Origin of the sequence: Oceanospirillum linum, assembly GCF_001995095.2 — a bacterium.
In the GTDB taxonomy this organism is placed as follows: domain Bacteria; phylum Pseudomonadota; class Gammaproteobacteria; order Pseudomonadales; family Halomonadaceae; genus Oceanospirillum; species Oceanospirillum linum.
In genome coordinates this window covers 712,530-727,817 of record NZ_MTSD02000001.1, presented here as the reverse complement: position 1 = coordinate 727,817, position 15,288 = coordinate 712,530, and the positions used below count along the sequence as shown (strand labels likewise).

Here is a 15,288-nt window from a genome sequence, read left to right as displayed (position 1 = left end):
GATATGCTCCATGGCTACGAGAATAACGAAGGATACGGGGATTTATGAAGGTTAAACGTTTCTTTGCTCCTGATATGCGTCAAGCCATGAAGTTGGTGCGTGATGAATTCGGTGCTGACGCCGCTATTCTGTCGAATAACAAAGTAGCTGGTGGTGTTGAGATTGTAACGGCTGTCGATTACGACGCCAGTATTCTACGTGAGCCAAGTGAGCGTATTGATCCGGAAAACAGTGATGCGCTGACAGATTCATTGGCAGGTGCGCTAGCTAAAGCGAAAGATGTTATTGAGAGTGCTAGCGGAGGGCAAAGCCCGGAGCGCCTTGAGAATGCTTTCCAGGCTAAAGCAAAAGAGCGCCAGTTTGATCAGGCTGAAGCTTTGGTTGATACACTTGAACCTAAAACCCGGCGTCAAAGCCCTGAAGATGCCGCGATGAGAGCGATGCAGTCAGAAATTCAGGGGCTGCGCGAGCTTCTTCGCGAGCAGATGAAAGACTCAATAGCAGAGCGTAAACCGGTTGAGGCCATGATGTATAAACGCCTCAGAAGGATGGGGCTCTCCGAGCACTTCTCTGCGCGAATTGTTGAGGGTGCTGATCTTTCGGAAGATGCTGAGTTTTCATCAGCTTGGGATGAAGCTGTTGAGCAGGTTCGGGCTGGAATCCTTACGACAGGGTCTGATGTTGTCGACCAGGGCGGGATTGTTGCTTTGATGGGGCCCACGGGTGTTGGTAAGACAACAACAATTGGTAAGCTTGCAGCGCGATATGTTTTAAAATATGGGCCTGACAGCCTGGCACTTGTTACTACAGATTGTTATCGGGTTGCAGCGTATGAACAGTTACGCACTTTTGGTCGTATTTTGGGTGTCCCTGTAAGAGTTGTCGACGAGAAAAACACACTTGATGCTACGCTTAAGTCCCTTAAAAGTAAGGCGCTGGTGCTGATTGATACTGCAGGCCTGAGTGTTAAGGATCCAAATATGCAGGAGCAGTTTTCACTGCTGGAAACTGCGTCTGTGCGTATTCGCAAATATTTGGTTTTTAGTGCGACCAGCCAGCAGCAGGTGCTACAGGCTACATATGACACCTATAGAAATCATGGGCTAAATGGCTGTGTGGTTACGAAGCTGGATGAAGCAAGTAGCGGCGGGGAGGTGATCAGCCTTATTGCCGATAACCGCTTGCCTCTCGCTTACCTGTCAAGTGGGCAGAAAATACCTGATGACCTTCGTGTTGGTGATTCAGGTGCCTTGCTCAGTAAAGCTCTTGAGCTGCTGGAGAGGGCTGAGACTAACGAAGCCCCAGACCGATAGAGGCAGGAGGTCACTATCTATGGCTTTGGTGATGAGTTCGGGTACGTACTATGCGGGTAAAGTGGTAGCAAGCGACTTAGTGGATAAGTATGCACCCCTGGTTAAAAAAGTTGCCCAGCATCTTCTGGGGCGATTACCCCAGACTGTAATGCTTGATGATCTTATTCAGGCCGGGATGATTGGTTTGATCGAAGCGTCGCAGAAATTCGATGACTCGAAGGGTGCCAGCTTTGAAACCTATGCGTCGATACGGATTCGTGGTGCGATGCTGGATGAGGTTCGCCGGTATGACTGGGCTCCCCGTTCAGTGCATCGGAATAGTCGCCGTGTAACAGATGCAATTAAACAAGTTGAGATCAGAACAGGCAGAGATGCCAGAGATCACGAGATCGCTGCAGAGATGGGCGTTACTGTTGAAGAGTATAATCACTATATACAGGACACTGCAGGGACTAAGCTGTTTAGTTTTGATGAAATTACAGGTAACGAAGACAATAGTTTTGAGTTACCGGATGAGAGTTCCCCGATACCTGAAGCTGCCGTAGAAGGTGGTGCGTTTCAGGAGGCGCTTGCAGAAGCTATAGCAGGGCTGCCAGAGCGGGAGCAAATGGTTTTGGCGCTGTATTACACAGAAGGGCTCAACCTTAAAGAAATTGGGGTAGTCCTGAATGTAAGTGAGTCAAGAGTCAGCCAGATACACAGTCAGGCTGCATTACGGCTCAGATCAAGATTATCTGAGTGGAAGTAATCACATTATATATATTTGATAAATGAATAATTGTAGTATTCTAGTAGTGGCAAATTGGGTGAGTGGAGGTTGCCTTGGATAAGAATATGAAAATTCTCATTGTGGATGATTTTTCCACCATGAGACGGATTGTCAAAAACCTGCTTCGTGACTTAGGTTTTACTAATACGCATGAAGCAGATGATGGTCTGACCGCTATTCCTTTGTTGGAAACGGGCAACTTTGATTTTTTGGTGACGGATTGGAATATGCCGGGTATGACAGGTTTCGACCTGCTCAAGACTTGTCGTGCTGATCCTAAACTAAAAGATCTGCCTATTCTCATGGTTACAGCGGAAGCAAAACGTGAGCAGATTGTTGCTGCCGCTCAGGCTGGGGTTAATGGTTATATTGTTAAACCGTTTACTGCAGCTGTTCTCAAGGAAAAGATTGAGAAAATTTTTGAGCGCATTGAGCAGCAGTAAACTATTGTTTTGACGCGGCCAGAAAAGACATTTATTACGAAGAAGGTTTCAGGATATGGCTCTGAAAAGCCCAGGTGAAGAACAAGTTAGTGAGTTCGAACAGATACTGAAAGAAAGTACTTCTGAGCTTCTGGAGAAAGTGGAAAGCGGTCAGCTTAGTGACGCCGTGAATCTGATCCAGCGGATTAATGACGAACGAAACAGAAATTTGTACCTGGAAGTGGGTCGTCTGACTCGTGCTTTACATGATGCTATTACTAACTTCCACATTGATGTTGGTGCTGGAAATCCTGCTTCTGAAAAAATGTCACAAATGGCAAATGCGACGGACCGTCTGAATTACGTCATCAGAATGACTCAGGATGCCGCGAATCAAACAATGGACAAGGTTGATGAAAGCGCCCCGGTTGCGGAGCGATTAAGCGAACAGGCTTCTTCGCTACGCAAGGACTGGGCGCGACTTGTCAGGAGAGAGATGAAACCTGATGAATTTCGAGGTCTGTACCGTAAGATCGATGATTTTCTGAAGGAAGCGGAAGACCAGGCAGGTACTTTATCTTCTAACTTTAACGATATTCTTCTGGCTCAGGGGTATCAGGATCTGACAGGTCAGGTGCTTATTAAAGTCATCACCCTTGTGCAGGAAATAGAAGAAAATCTTGTGAATTTGGTTTGCATGGCAGGCCAGGTTGATCAGATTACCGGTATTCAGCGTGACACGAGTGATCGGATTACTGAGGAAGCACATGCTCCTGAAGGGCCGATTATTAATGCAGAACAGCGGAAAGATGTTGTTTCCGGGCAGGATGAAGTTGATGACCTGCTGTCGAGTCTCGGCTTTTAAGGAGAAGTATGGATGAGCTTTGAAGTCGATCAGGATATTTTGCAGGATTTCTTAATTGAAGCTGGCGAAATCCTAGAGTTGCTATCCGAGCAGTTAGTCGATCTGGAGCAGTCTCCTGACGATCCTGATCTCCTGAATGCCATTTTTCGGGGGTTTCATACCGTCAAAGGTGGTGCGGGTTTCCTCCAGCTCACACCCTTGGTTGATTGTTGCCACGTTGCGGAAAACGTTTTTGATACTTTAAGAAAGCATCAGCGGACGGTGACACCTGAATTGATGGATACTGTGCTTAGTGCACTGGATACCGTTAATGAAATGTTTGACGAAGTCCGTGCAGGCCAGATGCCAGAGAACGCTGATCCTGAACTGATTTTACAGTTGGAGTTCTTTGCTAAGCCTGAGGCGGAAACTGAAGACGCCGCTCCTGAAGTTGAAGCGGCTGTCTCTGAGCCCGAGCCTGAACCAGCCCAGCCTGTGGAGCCACCAATATCTGCTGTTCAGGATGCGGAAGGTGACATTACTGATGCTGAATTTGAATCTCTTCTTGATGCACTGCATGACGGTGGGGCTCCGACTGCTGCTTCGCCAGTAGCGGATAGCACACCAGCAGAGCCTAAAGCGCCTTTGGCTGATACTGCCTCTGGCGGTGACGATATCACAGAAGATGAGTTTGAGGCGCTTTTAGACCAGTTACACGGGTCAGGAAAGCCGCCGGCTCCGGCAGTTGAAGAATCTAAACCTGAAGCGCCTGTCGCAGCAGGTGGTGATGACCTTATCACCGATGATGAATTTGAAGCCCTGCTTGATCAGTTACATGGCAAAAGTAGCTCCCCTACTCAGCCGGATTTAAGCAAGGATGGCGCTAAAAAGCCTGAGAAAAGCGCCGAGCAAGCTCCGAAGAAAGTTGCGGCAGCACCAAAACCTGCAGCACCGGCAAAGCCGCCCGCACCAGCTGCAGAGAAAAAAGTCGCACCTAAGAAAGAAACTGCGCCTGCTGCAGAAACCACAGTTCGTGTCGATACAAGTCGGCTTGACGATATTATGAATATGGTCGGTGAACTCGTATTGGTACGAAATCGCCTGGTTCGTCTTGGTGGTCAAAGCTCTGACTCAGAAGTTGCCAAGGCAGTTTCCAACCTTGATGTTGTGACAGCTGATCTTCAGACCTCGGTGATGAAGACACGTATGCAGCCGATCAAGAAAGTGTTTGGTCGCTTTCCAAGGGTTGTACGTGACCTGTCGCGTAAACTGAAGAAAGAGATTAATCTTCGACTGATAGGTGAAGATACAGATCTTGATAAAAACCTTGTTGAGGCACTTGCTGATCCCCTGATTCACTTGGTACGTAATGCGGTGGATCATGGTATTGAGAATCCTGATGACCGTGAACAGAAAGGCAAGCCACGTGTTGGCGAAGTTGTCTTATCTGCAGAACAGGAAGGGGATCATATTTTGCTCACTATCAGTGATGATGGTGCCGGTATGAATCCTCAGGTACTTCGTAACAAAGCTGTAGAAAAAGGCCGGCTGGACCAAGACGCTGCAGACCGCCTTACGGATCAGGAAGCTTTTAACCTGATTTTTGCCGCTGGTCTCTCTACTAAAGAAGAGATATCAGATGTATCTGGTCGTGGGGTTGGTATGGATGTTGTGAAAACCAAAATTTCACAGCTAAACGGCACTATCAATGTCTGGTCAGAAGAGGGCAAGGGCTCCAAGATTATTATTAAGGTGCCCCTGACATTGGCAATTATGCCGACTCTTATGGTTATGCTGGGGCAGCAGACCTTTGCTCTGCCGCTGGTTAATGTGAATGAGATTTTTCAGCTTGATATCTCGCGCGCTAACATTGTTGATGGCCAGGAAGTTTTGGTTATCCGTGAAAAAACGTTACCTCTGTTCTACCTGAAAGAATGGTTAGTTCAGGGTTCTGATGTAAGTCGTGAACTTAAAAACGCCCATGTTGTTGTTGTGTCTGTCGGTACTCAGAAAGTAGGGTTTGTTGTTGATCAGTTAATTGGCCAGGAAGAGGTTGTTATTAAGCCCCTGGGTGAGATGCTGCACGGAACTCCGGGTATGGCGGGTGCCACAATTACTGGTGACGGTCGTATTGCTTTGATTCTGGATATTCCCGGAGTGCTGAAGCATTATGCCAAAAGCGCACGATAAGGGGTTTAAGGACCTGATATGCCAATAACGGTTTTAGTGGTTGATGATTCTGGTTTTTTTCGACGTCGAGTTTGTGAACTGTTAAGTACCGATGCGCGCATTAAACCGATTGGAACCGCAAGCAATGGCCGTGAGGCTGTTGAAAAGGCAATTGAGCTTAAGCCTGATGTTATCACGATGGATTATGAGATGCCGGTGCTGGATGGCATTTCCGCTGTACGTGAAATCATGCAAAAAGCTCCTGTACCTGTGCTGATGTTTTCTTCTCTGACGCATGAAGGTGCCAGAATCACACTGGGTGCACTTGAAGCTGGTGCTGTAGACTATTTGCCGAAAAACTTTGAAGACATCTCCCGCAGACCTGATGAGTTAGCTAAAGCACTTTGTGACAAAGTAATTGAGGTATCACGCAGTAAACGCGGAGCTTTGGCTTCTTCTGCAAAGCATATTGCGAGACCTGAGCGACGGAGTTCACTGAGTTCTGTTCGGCCTGCGTCCAGACCTTCTCTTACACCGACACAGAGCGAAGCACCAAAACGAGTTTCACCTGCAAAAAACAGTAAGCCGCAACCAAGGCATTTTGATTTGGTTGCCATCGGAACATCAACCGGTGGGCCAATGGCTTTGCAGACTGTTTTAACGCAGTTGCCTGAAAATTTCCCAGCACCTTTGCTTCTGGTTCAACATATGCCAGCTGCATTTACAGGAGCATTTGCGGAACGCCTGAATAGCCTGTGTAAAATCCAGGTAAAAGAAGCACAGGATGGTGATGTGCTAAAACCAGGGTTGGCGTTATTAGCACCAGGTGGTAAACAGATGGTCGTCGATAAACGCGGTAGCAGTGTTCGTATTTTAGCGGGTGATGAGCGCTTAAACTATAAACCTTGTGTTGATGTCACCTTCGGCTCTGCTGCAAATGCTGTAAAAGGGAATATTCTTGGTGTCATCATGACTGGAATGGGTGCTGATGGGCGTGATGGCTGTCGTATGCTGAAAGAGCATGGAGCAACCATTTGGTCTCAGGATGAAGACAGTTCTGTGATATATGGGATGCCTATGGCTGTGGCAAAGGCTGGTTTATCTGATGAAGTGCTTAGCCTGAATGATCTAGGGTATCGCTTGTCGACTGATGTCTCACGATAAGACTAAGATAACTAAAGCAATAATAACTGGCATATAAGGGATACTTTCATGCATGTTTGGGCAGTTGCCAATCAGAAAGGTGGCGTCGGTAAAACGACATCAACTGTAACCCTTGGTGGCCTGTTGGCTGATCAGGGGCATCAGGTGCTGCTGCTTGACTTGGATCCGCATGGTTCTCTGACCAGTTATTTTAAGTATGATCCTGACGGTCTTCAGAGAAGCGCATATGACCTGTTTCAGCAGGGTAAAGATATTCCGTCTGATTTGCCGGAAAGCCTGTTAATGGATACAGGCCATGATCGTCTGAAGCTTATTCCTGCCTCTACTGCATTGGCCACCCTGGAGCGCCAGGTCAGCTCACAGGGAGGTATGGGACTGGTAATATCCAGAGCCCTTGCACTACTCTGGAACCGCTTTGACTATGTATTGATCGACAGCCCCCCAGTGCTTGGCTTATTGATGATCAACGCCCTTGCTTCAGCCCAGCATCTTATTATTCCTGTGCAAACCGAGTTTCTGGCTATTAAAGGCCTTGAGCGTATGATGCGGACTCTGAGTATGGTCACGCGTGCACGTAAAAATGAGCTGCCTTACACGGTTGTACCGACACTATATGATCGGCGGACACAGGCTTCTGTCCAAAGCCTTCGCCTGCTGCGCAATACATACCCGGATAATATCTGGAACTCTATGATTCCGGTTGATACTAAGTTCCGTGATGCAAGTATGGCTGGAATGCCGCCTTCAATGCTGGATGCTCAGAGTAGAGGTGTGCATGCTTACAATGTGTTGCTAAAACACCTCTTAGAGAAGCAAACTGACCACAGACAAAAACCGGGGGCACAGTAAAATGGCTCACGACTCTCAGGATTTATCTCCACAGGAAGCTATTGAAGGCTATCTTGAGGCGTTGCTTCAGGATGTATCTGAGTATGATGAGCCTGAAGTTATAGCTGAACCAGCGATTAAATCTCACGCAGAAGCAACAGTTTCTGCAGGTTCACCTGAGATTGCGGCAGGTTTCAGGGCTGAAAGTATTACTGGGGACGTTGACACAGGTTCTTCGGAGACAAGTGTTCCGGAGGAAGTCCCAGCGCGTGTTTTTGCACCGCCTTCAGCCAGGGAGTATGCCAGAGAAGTTGCCGCAGAGATTCGTCAGCGACACAAAGTTACTGAGTCTCAAGAGCCAAAGCCAGTTGAGACTGTTTTTCAGGATACACCTCCGGTTGTTATGCCAGAACTTAAAGTGGCAGAACCTCAGGTTGATGTTCAGATAGCTGAAGAAAATAGTGATCTTCCCACAGCAGCGCCTCAGGTTGATGTTCAGGTAGCTGAAGTTGAAACCAGAGAGGTTGAGATTGAGGTCAGTGAACCTGTTGCTAGTGTTGCAACAGAGGTTTCAGAAGAGCCCCAGGAGCTTGATCAGCCTGCAGTATCTTTGGAGAGCAAAGAAAATGAGGGGTGGAGCAATGGCCGCCCTGATTGGGCTCAGGGACGTTTCGAGTGCCTGCTATTTGTTGTAAAAGGACTAAAGCTTGCGGTGCCATTAGCAGAGTTAGGTGGCATCCATAAGCTTGAGAAAGAACCTACCCCGCTTTTTGGTCAACCAGGCTGGTTTTTGGGTATTGTTCGGACTAATAATATGAATATAGGGCTTGTTGACACGGCTCAATGGGTAATGCCTGAACATATTAATGACAAACACAAACCTGACTTTGGATTCGCTATTCGTATCCATGACAGTGAGTGGGGTCTGGCCTGTCACACAGTAGCTGAAGCGATCTCGCTGGACCCTGATGAAGTAAGGTGGCGTACATCTTTAGGCAGAAGGCCGTGGCTTGCAGGTACAGTGGTGGATCACATGTGTGCTCTTATTGATGTGGCGGCATTTGCCCGGTTACTTGATAGTGATAAAGTTCCTGTCGATCTGCAGGCCCTGATGGCTGATGAAGAATAACTGGCCGGTTTTCCGGTTATGAACAGAGTTTAGTTTTGATAAAGCAAAACTAACCGATTTAGATGGAGCATTCGCATGGCAAATGTTGTTCAAGCTAAAAACGCAGCAGGTTCTGATGATCCGATTCTGCAGTATGTAACTTTCCGGCTGGCTGATGAAACCTATGGTATCAATGTGATACAGGTTCAGGAAGTACTGCGCTATACTGAAATTGCACCGGTTCCGGGAGCTCCTTCCTATGTATTGGGTATTATCAATTTGCGCGGTAATGTTGTGACCGTTATTGATACCCGCCAGCGCTTTGGCTTGATGACAGCTGAAACAACGGACTCAACCCGTATCGTCATCATCGAAGTTGACCAGCAGGTTGTTGGTATCATGGTTGATTCTGTATCTGAGGTTGTTTATCTGCGTCAGTCAGAAATCGAAACCACGCCAAATGTTGGTAATGAAGAGAGTGCTAAGTTTATTCAGGGCGTATGCAATAAGAACAATCAGTTACTTATTTTGGTTGAGCTTAACAAACTGATGAGTGATGAAGAGTGGGCGGAAGTCGCAGCGCTTTAACTTGTGACTTTTGGGAGTTTTATGCAGGATTCATTAGCAAACCTCATACTTTGGGCAACTGTGATCATTGCTGTTCTTGTTGCTGTTTATGGTGTTATGCAGGTGATGACACTTCGTCGCCTTCTGGACCGTAGTAAACACGAGACACAGATGTTGGTGCAGTCGCTTCGCAATGAGACTCACGCTATGGGCAGCGGCTCTATTGGTGTGGGGCAGCGTCTATTGGAGGTTGAGAAAAAACTCAACCAAACGATGGAGCGACAGGTCGATCTGGAGCAGAAAGACGCAGGAAGCCTGCCGTACAACTATGCTATTAGATTGGTTGAGATGGGAGCTTCTGCAGATGATTTGGTGGAAAACTGTGGTTTAGCACGTGTTGAGGCTGACCTGATAGCTTTAGTGCATGCTGAGTTAAAGAAGCGGCACCAGAATGATATCAGTTATGACAATTTCTGAGATATCGTAAAAGCCTTGAGCATTGACTATTTGAGGCCTTGATGAATCAAAAGCACCCACTTGGGTGCTTTTTAGTTTTTGTACTTGTTTTTCAGCATATCCCGTCGGGAGATTACATCTTTGCGGATTTTTTCAGTACCACTCTGAGTTCTTTCGAGCTGGTAGATAAACGCAATGATTTCAGCAATGGCCATATAGAGCAGCTCAGGGATCTCCTCACCCAGCTCAACCTGAGCAAGGGCCTGAACCAGTCCGCTATCCTCATAAACAGGAATATTATTTTCACGGGCAAGATGAACTATTTGTTCGGCTAACAGGTGTTCGCCTTTTGCCGTTACCCTGGGAGTACTGAATCCCTCGTACTGCAGAGCTACTGCTTTTTTGTTTGAGGGTTTTGACTGGGGCGTTTCCTGAATCACTGAAGGTTTCATGCTTTAAGACTCAAAACTGTAGGGTCTGGAATTGTCTCTGGCTTGCCTGCCTGACAGCGAACTTCCTCTATCTCTATGCCTAGCGCTGCTAAGCGATCTTTCAGCTCGTGGAGCTGTTTGCTGACGCCCGGCAGGTTTTCATCCTGCTCGACCCAAAGATGAGTTTTCAGTTTTTCATTCTGATACAGCAGCCTTGCATGTAAGTTACCCAGCTCCGGAGGAGAAAAGCTGAGATTAATAACCCAGCGGCGCTGATATTCTTCGCCATTATCAGGTGACTGGTCTTCTGGCCAGATTTCCTGGTCGATTTTAACCTTAACCTCGGATAGCTGTCCGTTGAACGTGACGGGAACATCTGTTTGTATCGGACTACTGGCGGTTGCTTCTGCACCGCGCATGGCTGGGCTGCTTTGTAGTTGGTTACTTCGCATGCGGGCCAGACCTTCATTGAGAGCACGGGATAGCTGAGCCTGGCTGCTTTGCCTGCTGTCTGCCGCTGCCTCTGTACCGGCTCTTGCATTATTTGGAGAAGTTTTCTCCTGGGCCCCATCTGATCGGCCGCCGCGGGTTAACTGCCGGAAAATCTGAAAAAAAGCTCCTTTGAGGTCATCGCCTACCGGAGTAATTGGGGTTCCTGCAGGCATTGTTGTTTGCTGCAATGCTTGCATCATTACCGCTTCATGAAAGACACCACTGCGCTGGATGCTCTGTTTCACTGCCTGGGCAGTTGGAGCGGTTTCTGAAGATAGTTTGAGTGTTGCTTTATCAATTATCTGCAGGGCTTGCTGTAACGCCGGATTGTCCCGAACAGCCGGGCTGAGCTGTGATACAAGAGATTGGACACGACTGATTGTATCGCTTACAGGCTGCTGAGCGGGTAACGCCTCCCTCAGGGCAGACATTACTGTTTGTTGCAATGCAACTTTTTGTGCTACCTGGTTTGCAGCAGCGCTATTTGCCTGTGTTTGTGTTAGTTGATGTGCTTGTGTGCTTTGACTCTGGTTGGTTTGCTGGTTTTGCGGTAACTGTACCTTTAGGATATCAACATGTGTAGAACTGGCCTGGCGCAATGTAATCTGAGTGCCTGCAGGCAAAGGTTTGAGTTGCGGTAGTTCAATGCTCTGGCCTGTTTGTGGAATGAGAACCCGAACAGCTGATGGTGAGGTTGATGGCTGATGTAAGGGTTGAGCCGTAGCTGCTGAATTCACAGCGGTTTGAGTGCCGGGAAGCTGATTGGCGACTGCTCCCGGTTGCGTTGTTGGTGTTGTCCCTGTTCTTGCTCCTGTTGCGGCAAGAGATTGACTAGCTCCCTGACCCTTACTTTGGGCGGGCGTGCCTTGAGTCGCTGCCGTATTCTGAGGTGTTGTCGGATTTTGTGAGAGTGTTGAGGTTAAATTTTGTCCGCTCGATAGGGTGTTTTGTATCCCGGCTCCAGGCTGAGCTGCCCCAGCGCTTGATGTCGTATTGGCAAGAGCTGCAATCATAGCGGAGGATGTTTGAGCCTGTACCTGATTTACTAAAGCCTGAGCTTGTGCCTGATTGGTACTTTGTGGCGTGGCTTGAGTCTGTAGTGTTGCTTGAGCTTGTAGTGTTGCTTGCGTTTGTAGTGCTGACTGGCCAGTACTGGTTTGCTGGGCTGCAAGAGCTACAGACTGGGCTGCTGATGCAAGTTGAGCTGCCGTAGCCTGCGTTGTAAGGTTGGCCGCAGCTTGGGCTATGCTTGCCCCTGCGCTGGTTGCTCCATTTGCCGTTGCCGTTGCCGTCGCTTGGGGCGTTCCTGTAGTGGCTGGAGACGGGTTGCCTTGCTTGCCCGCCCCGTCAGCAGGAGGCTGTGGTGACTGATTACCGGAGTACTGATTCTGAACCCCGGCATTGACGGCGGCCTGCACTACGGCTAATGCGGTCTGGCCCTGACTGAGTCCGGTATTGCCACTGACAGCCGCTCGGATCGCTCCCATAAGCGCTGCCATCTGCTGGTCAACCCGTGTCTGTAAAACTTGATCTAGCATAGCAACCTGTTTTTCAGCATGTTAATAAGGCACTGTGGCTTACCAGACCTTGATGTAGGTCTGTAGCGCAATAGAATGAATCGTAGTAAAGTGCGCTCTTTTGCGATTTTGCCTGAGTATAGGGTGCGGTCAGATACAGCAAAATCCATCCATGTTTTCATTGCCTAAGTTTAGGCTGAGTACCTTCTTTTGGGTACTCTTCGTTTCATCTGTTTCATTATCGGCAGATCCAGAGAAAAGGTTAGATTCGTGCAGGAATTGCTATCCGGGCAAAATTTGGCATGTGAACGAGATGATCGTTTACTGTTCAGTAAGCTTGATTTTAAACTGCACTGCGGTGAGGTGCTGCAGATTGCAGGGCCTAATGGGTCGGGTAAAACGTCATTGCTGCGTATTCTTGCGGGCTTATTGCCGGATTTTGATGGAACGCTGTTTTTTCAGGGGAAGCCTGTTCAGTCTGACTCAGACCATTTTCGTGAGAACTTACTCTTTATCGGTCATCAGCCAGGTATTAAATTAAACCTGACTCCGGAAGAGAATCTGCGCTGGTATCAATCTCTTTATCATCCGGCAGATACTGACCAGATCTATCAGGCGTTGGCTCAGGTGAAGCTGACCGGTTTCGAAGATGTCCCTTGTTATACACTATCTGCCGGACAGCACCGTCGAGTAGCGTTGGCGCGCCTCTTTCTGCATGCCGCTCCCTTATGGATTCTTGACGAACCCTTTACGGCGATTGATCAGGGCGGCGTTAAAGAGATAGAGCAGTTAATTGCCGACCATGCGCAGCAGGGCGGTAGCGTGATTCTTACCACCCACCACAATCTTTCCCTTCCAGTGGAACTTAACGTGATTCAACTGGGTCAGAGTCACCAATCTGAAACGGAGCAAGCTTGATGATGAATGATGCGACTCCTCGGCTTGCTCAGAAAAAACAGCATATTATTCGGCGTGAAGAGGGTATGCAGGTCAGCAGCTGGCATGCATTTACCGGAACTCTGAAGCGAGATCTTTTATTAGTATTTCGGCGCCGCTCCGATGTGGTGAATCCTTTACTGTTTTTTTCCATAGCCGTGACTCTATTCCCTCTGGGCATTAGTCCGGAACCAGATTTTCTGGCTCAGATCGCTGCCGGTGTGCTTTGGGTGTCTGCTCTTCTGGCAACTCTTTTGTCACTCGATAGCTTGTTTCAGCAGGATATGGCTGATGGCTCATTAGAACAGTTGGTTATCAGCCCTCATCCATTAGCGGTTATGGTTCTGGCAAAAGTATTGGTGCACTGGCTTGTAACAGGTTTGCCGCTGACCTTATTAGCGCCCATGCTGGCGGTGATGATGTTTTTGCCGGAAGAGGGCTACAGCACCCTGTTCCTGACTTTATTATTGGGAACTCCCACCCTGAGTCTGGTAGGGGCTATTGGCGCAGCCCTAACCGTGGGGCTGCGTCGCACCGGGGTGCTTATGACGCTGTTGATTTTGCCGCTGTATATTCCTGTTCTGATTTTCGGGACAGGGGCGGTGGTCTCTGCGGTGAATGGTATGGCGGTGGCTGGTCATTTGGCTATTATGGGCGCTATGTTGATGACAGCGCTGGTGATGGCTCCTCTGGCAGCCGGGGCTGCATTGCGGATCAGCCTGAACGGTTAATCAAAAAAAGAGAGTTTGAGTTAGCATCATGTGGAAAACATTTGTCGCCTGGTTTCACCGAATGGGCTCGCCAAAATGGTTTTATGAGATTTCCGGTCGCTGGATTCCCTGGTTTGCCGCTGCAGCTGTTCTTTTGATTGCTGTGGGAACCGTTTGGGGGCTGGCATTTGCCCCTGCTGACTATCAGCAGGGTAATAGTTTTCGGATTATCTATATTCATGTTCCGGCGGCAATTCTGGCCCAGTCTATCTTCTTCCTGATGGCTATTGCCGGGGGAATTGGGCTGATCTGGAAGATGAAAGTAGCTGATATGGTTGCTAAATCCTGTGCACCTTTTGGCGCAACCATGACTTTTATTGCACTGTTTACCGGTGCCATCTGGGGTAAACCAACCTGGGGAGCCTGGTGGGTATGGGATGCCCGCCTGACCTCAATGCTGATCCTGCTTTTTCTCTATTTTGGTGTAATTGCGCTGCAGTCAGCTTTTGATAGTAAACAGTCTGCAGCCCGAGCCAGTGCGATTTTGTCACTGGTCGGCATTGTGAATATTCCGATTATTAAGTATTCCGTTGAGTGGTGGAATACTTTACATCAGCCTGCAACGTTTAAACTGACAGAGAAACCTGCGATGCCTGCTGAGATGTGGATGCCTTTACTGGTCATGGTGGTTGGCTTTTATTGTCTCTTTGCTGTGATTCTGATGCTGCGGACCCGCAATGAGATTCTTGAACGTGAGAAGCGTACCCACTGGGTGCAAGGGCTGCTCAGTAAAGAAAGTTGAGTAAAGTTTGTCGGATAATTTGTCGGATAAATAGTTTAGTGCGTCAAAAGACTGGTGAGTGAACGTCATGTACTTCGATTCTTTTTCTGAGTTTTTAAATATGGGTGGTCATGGACTTTATGTCTGGATGGCCTACGGATTAAGTGCTGTACTGCTGATTATTAATGTTGTGCAACCGGTCATGCACAAACGTCAGCTGATCAAAGAGCAGATGCGCAAACTGCGCCGGGAGCAAAAAACATCATGAATCCAAAGCGTAAAAAGAAGCTTGTCCTGTTAAGTTCTATGGTAGCTGCCGTGGCCGTAGCGGTTGGTCTGGTGCTTTTCGCTCTGTCTGAAAATATCAACCTGTTCTATACGCCAACACAGATTGCTGAAGGAGAAGCGCCTGTTGGTCAGCGTATTCGTGCTGGCGGTATGGTTGTTGAGGGCAGTATTAAGCGGGCTCCCGATAGCCTGGATGTTGAGTTTATGGTTACTGACTTTGAGCATGAGGTTGTTGTCAAATACAGCGGCATCCTGCCAGACCTGTTTCGTGAAGGACAAGGCATTGTCACCATGGGCGCCATGAATGCTGACGGCCAGTTTGAAGCTTCTGAAGTGCTGGCAAAGCATGATGAAAACTACATGCCGCCGGAGGTGGAGGCAGCGCTTAAAGCCAGTGGAAAAACTGTCTCTGGCGAGTCTGCTGTTTCGGCTCAATAACACAATAATGAGCGGGCCCGATTGATTCGGGCCTTGTTCTATCTGAAATCTGCCT

General features: G+C 48.3%; 17 protein-coding genes. 15 read left to right on the top strand and 2 right to left on the bottom strand.

The window, feature by feature from the left end:
• The first annotated feature begins 44 nt into the window (after window positions 1-44).
• From flhF to BTA35_RS03395, 10 genes are all read left to right on the top strand, one after another.
• A complete protein-coding gene (gene flhF, locus BTA35_RS03440; protein ID WP_077243001.1) occupies window positions 45-1,313 on the top strand; it encodes a flagellar biosynthesis GTPase FlhF in 1,269 nt (422 codons plus the stop codon).
• Window positions 1,314-1,332: 19 nt separating this feature from the next.
• Entirely contained in the window at window positions 1,333-2,061 is a 729-nt protein-coding gene (locus tag BTA35_RS03435) for an RNA polymerase sigma factor FliA (RefSeq protein ID WP_238377471.1), read from the top strand.
• Window positions 2,062-2,147: 86 nt separating this feature from the next.
• The gene (locus BTA35_RS03430) at window positions 2,148-2,525 is read left to right on the top strand and encodes a chemotaxis response regulator CheY (RefSeq protein ID WP_202931181.1); all 378 of its coding nucleotides are present in this window, start codon (window positions 2,148-2,150) and stop codon (window positions 2,523-2,525) included.
• 55 nt (window positions 2,526-2,580) lie between these two features.
• Window positions 2,581-3,369 carry a protein phosphatase CheZ gene (locus BTA35_RS03425; RefSeq protein WP_077243000.1) on the top strand — a complete coding sequence of 263 codons (789 nt, stop codon included), beginning with the start codon at window positions 2,581-2,583 and terminating at the stop codon, window positions 3,367-3,369.
• Window positions 3,370-3,381: 12 nt separating this feature from the next.
• Window positions 3,382-5,538: a chemotaxis protein CheA gene (locus BTA35_RS03420; protein WP_077242999.1), complete on the top strand. Its 2,157-nt coding sequence runs from the start codon at window positions 3,382-3,384 to the stop codon at window positions 5,536-5,538.
• Window positions 5,539-5,556: 18 nt separating this feature from the next.
• Window positions 5,557-6,681, top strand: coding sequence for a protein-glutamate methylesterase/protein-glutamine glutaminase (locus BTA35_RS03415; RefSeq protein WP_077242998.1), 1,125 nt, complete (start codon window positions 5,557-5,559; stop codon window positions 6,679-6,681).
• Between the two features lie 48 nt (window positions 6,682-6,729).
• Window positions 6,730-7,530 carry a ParA family protein gene (locus tag BTA35_RS03410; protein ID WP_077242997.1) on the top strand — a complete coding sequence of 267 codons (801 nt, stop codon included), beginning with the start codon at window positions 6,730-6,732 and terminating at the stop codon, window positions 7,528-7,530.
• Window position 7,531: 1 nt separating this feature from the next.
• Entirely contained in the window at window positions 7,532-8,638 is a 1,107-nt protein-coding gene (locus tag BTA35_RS03405; protein ID WP_077242996.1) for a chemotaxis protein CheW, read from the top strand.
• A gap of 75 nt (window positions 8,639-8,713) precedes the next feature.
• The gene (locus tag BTA35_RS03400; protein ID WP_077242995.1) at window positions 8,714-9,205 is read left to right on the top strand and encodes a chemotaxis protein CheW; all 492 of its coding nucleotides are present in this window, start codon (window positions 8,714-8,716) and stop codon (window positions 9,203-9,205) included.
• Between the two features lie 21 nt (window positions 9,206-9,226).
• The gene (locus BTA35_RS03395; RefSeq protein WP_077242994.1) at window positions 9,227-9,661 is read left to right on the top strand and encodes a DUF2802 domain-containing protein; all 435 of its coding nucleotides are present in this window, start codon (window positions 9,227-9,229) and stop codon (window positions 9,659-9,661) included.
• Between the two features lie 71 nt (window positions 9,662-9,732).
• On the opposite strand, the gene BTA35_RS03390 is transcribed toward BTA35_RS03395, so the two are convergent.
• Both BTA35_RS03390 and fliK read right to left on the bottom strand, forming a co-directional pair.
• On the bottom strand, window positions 9,733-10,092 hold the full coding sequence (locus BTA35_RS03390) for an EscU/YscU/HrcU family type III secretion system export apparatus switch protein (protein WP_077242993.1): 360 nt from the start codon (window positions 10,090-10,092) through the stop codon (window positions 9,733-9,735).
• Window positions 10,089-12,101, bottom strand: a complete 2,013-nt coding sequence (gene fliK, locus BTA35_RS03385) for a flagellar hook-length control protein FliK (protein WP_077242992.1) — start codon at window positions 12,099-12,101, stop codon at window positions 10,089-10,091. Before fliK ends, BTA35_RS03390 begins: the two co-directional genes overlap by 4 nt.
• 249 nt (window positions 12,102-12,350) lie before the next feature.
• On the opposite strand from fliK, the gene ccmA reads away from it, so the two are divergent.
• The 5 genes from ccmA (at window position 12,351) to ccmE (ending at window position 15,233) form a co-directional block, all read left to right on the top strand.
• Complete coding sequence (ccmA, locus tag BTA35_RS03380) at window positions 12,351-12,998, top strand: cytochrome c biogenesis heme-transporting ATPase CcmA (RefSeq protein WP_077242991.1); 648 nt, start codon at window positions 12,351-12,353, stop codon at window positions 12,996-12,998.
• 65 nt (window positions 12,999-13,063) lie between these two features.
• Window positions 13,064-13,747: a heme exporter protein CcmB gene (ccmB, locus tag BTA35_RS03375; RefSeq protein WP_077243370.1), complete on the top strand. Its 684-nt coding sequence runs from the start codon at window positions 13,064-13,066 to the stop codon at window positions 13,745-13,747.
• Window positions 13,748-13,775: 28 nt separating this feature from the next.
• The gene (locus BTA35_RS03370) at window positions 13,776-14,528 is read left to right on the top strand and encodes a heme ABC transporter permease (RefSeq protein ID WP_077242990.1); all 753 of its coding nucleotides are present in this window, start codon (window positions 13,776-13,778) and stop codon (window positions 14,526-14,528) included.
• 67 nt (window positions 14,529-14,595) lie between these two features.
• The gene (gene ccmD, locus BTA35_RS03365) at window positions 14,596-14,775 is read left to right on the top strand and encodes a heme exporter protein CcmD (protein WP_077242989.1); all 180 of its coding nucleotides are present in this window, start codon (window positions 14,596-14,598) and stop codon (window positions 14,773-14,775) included.
• On the top strand, window positions 14,772-15,233 hold the full coding sequence (gene ccmE, locus BTA35_RS03360) for a cytochrome c maturation protein CcmE (protein ID WP_077242988.1): 462 nt from the start codon (window positions 14,772-14,774) through the stop codon (window positions 15,231-15,233). Before ccmD ends, ccmE begins: the two co-directional genes overlap by 4 nt.
• The last annotated feature ends 55 nt before the right edge of the window (window positions 15,234-15,288 follow it).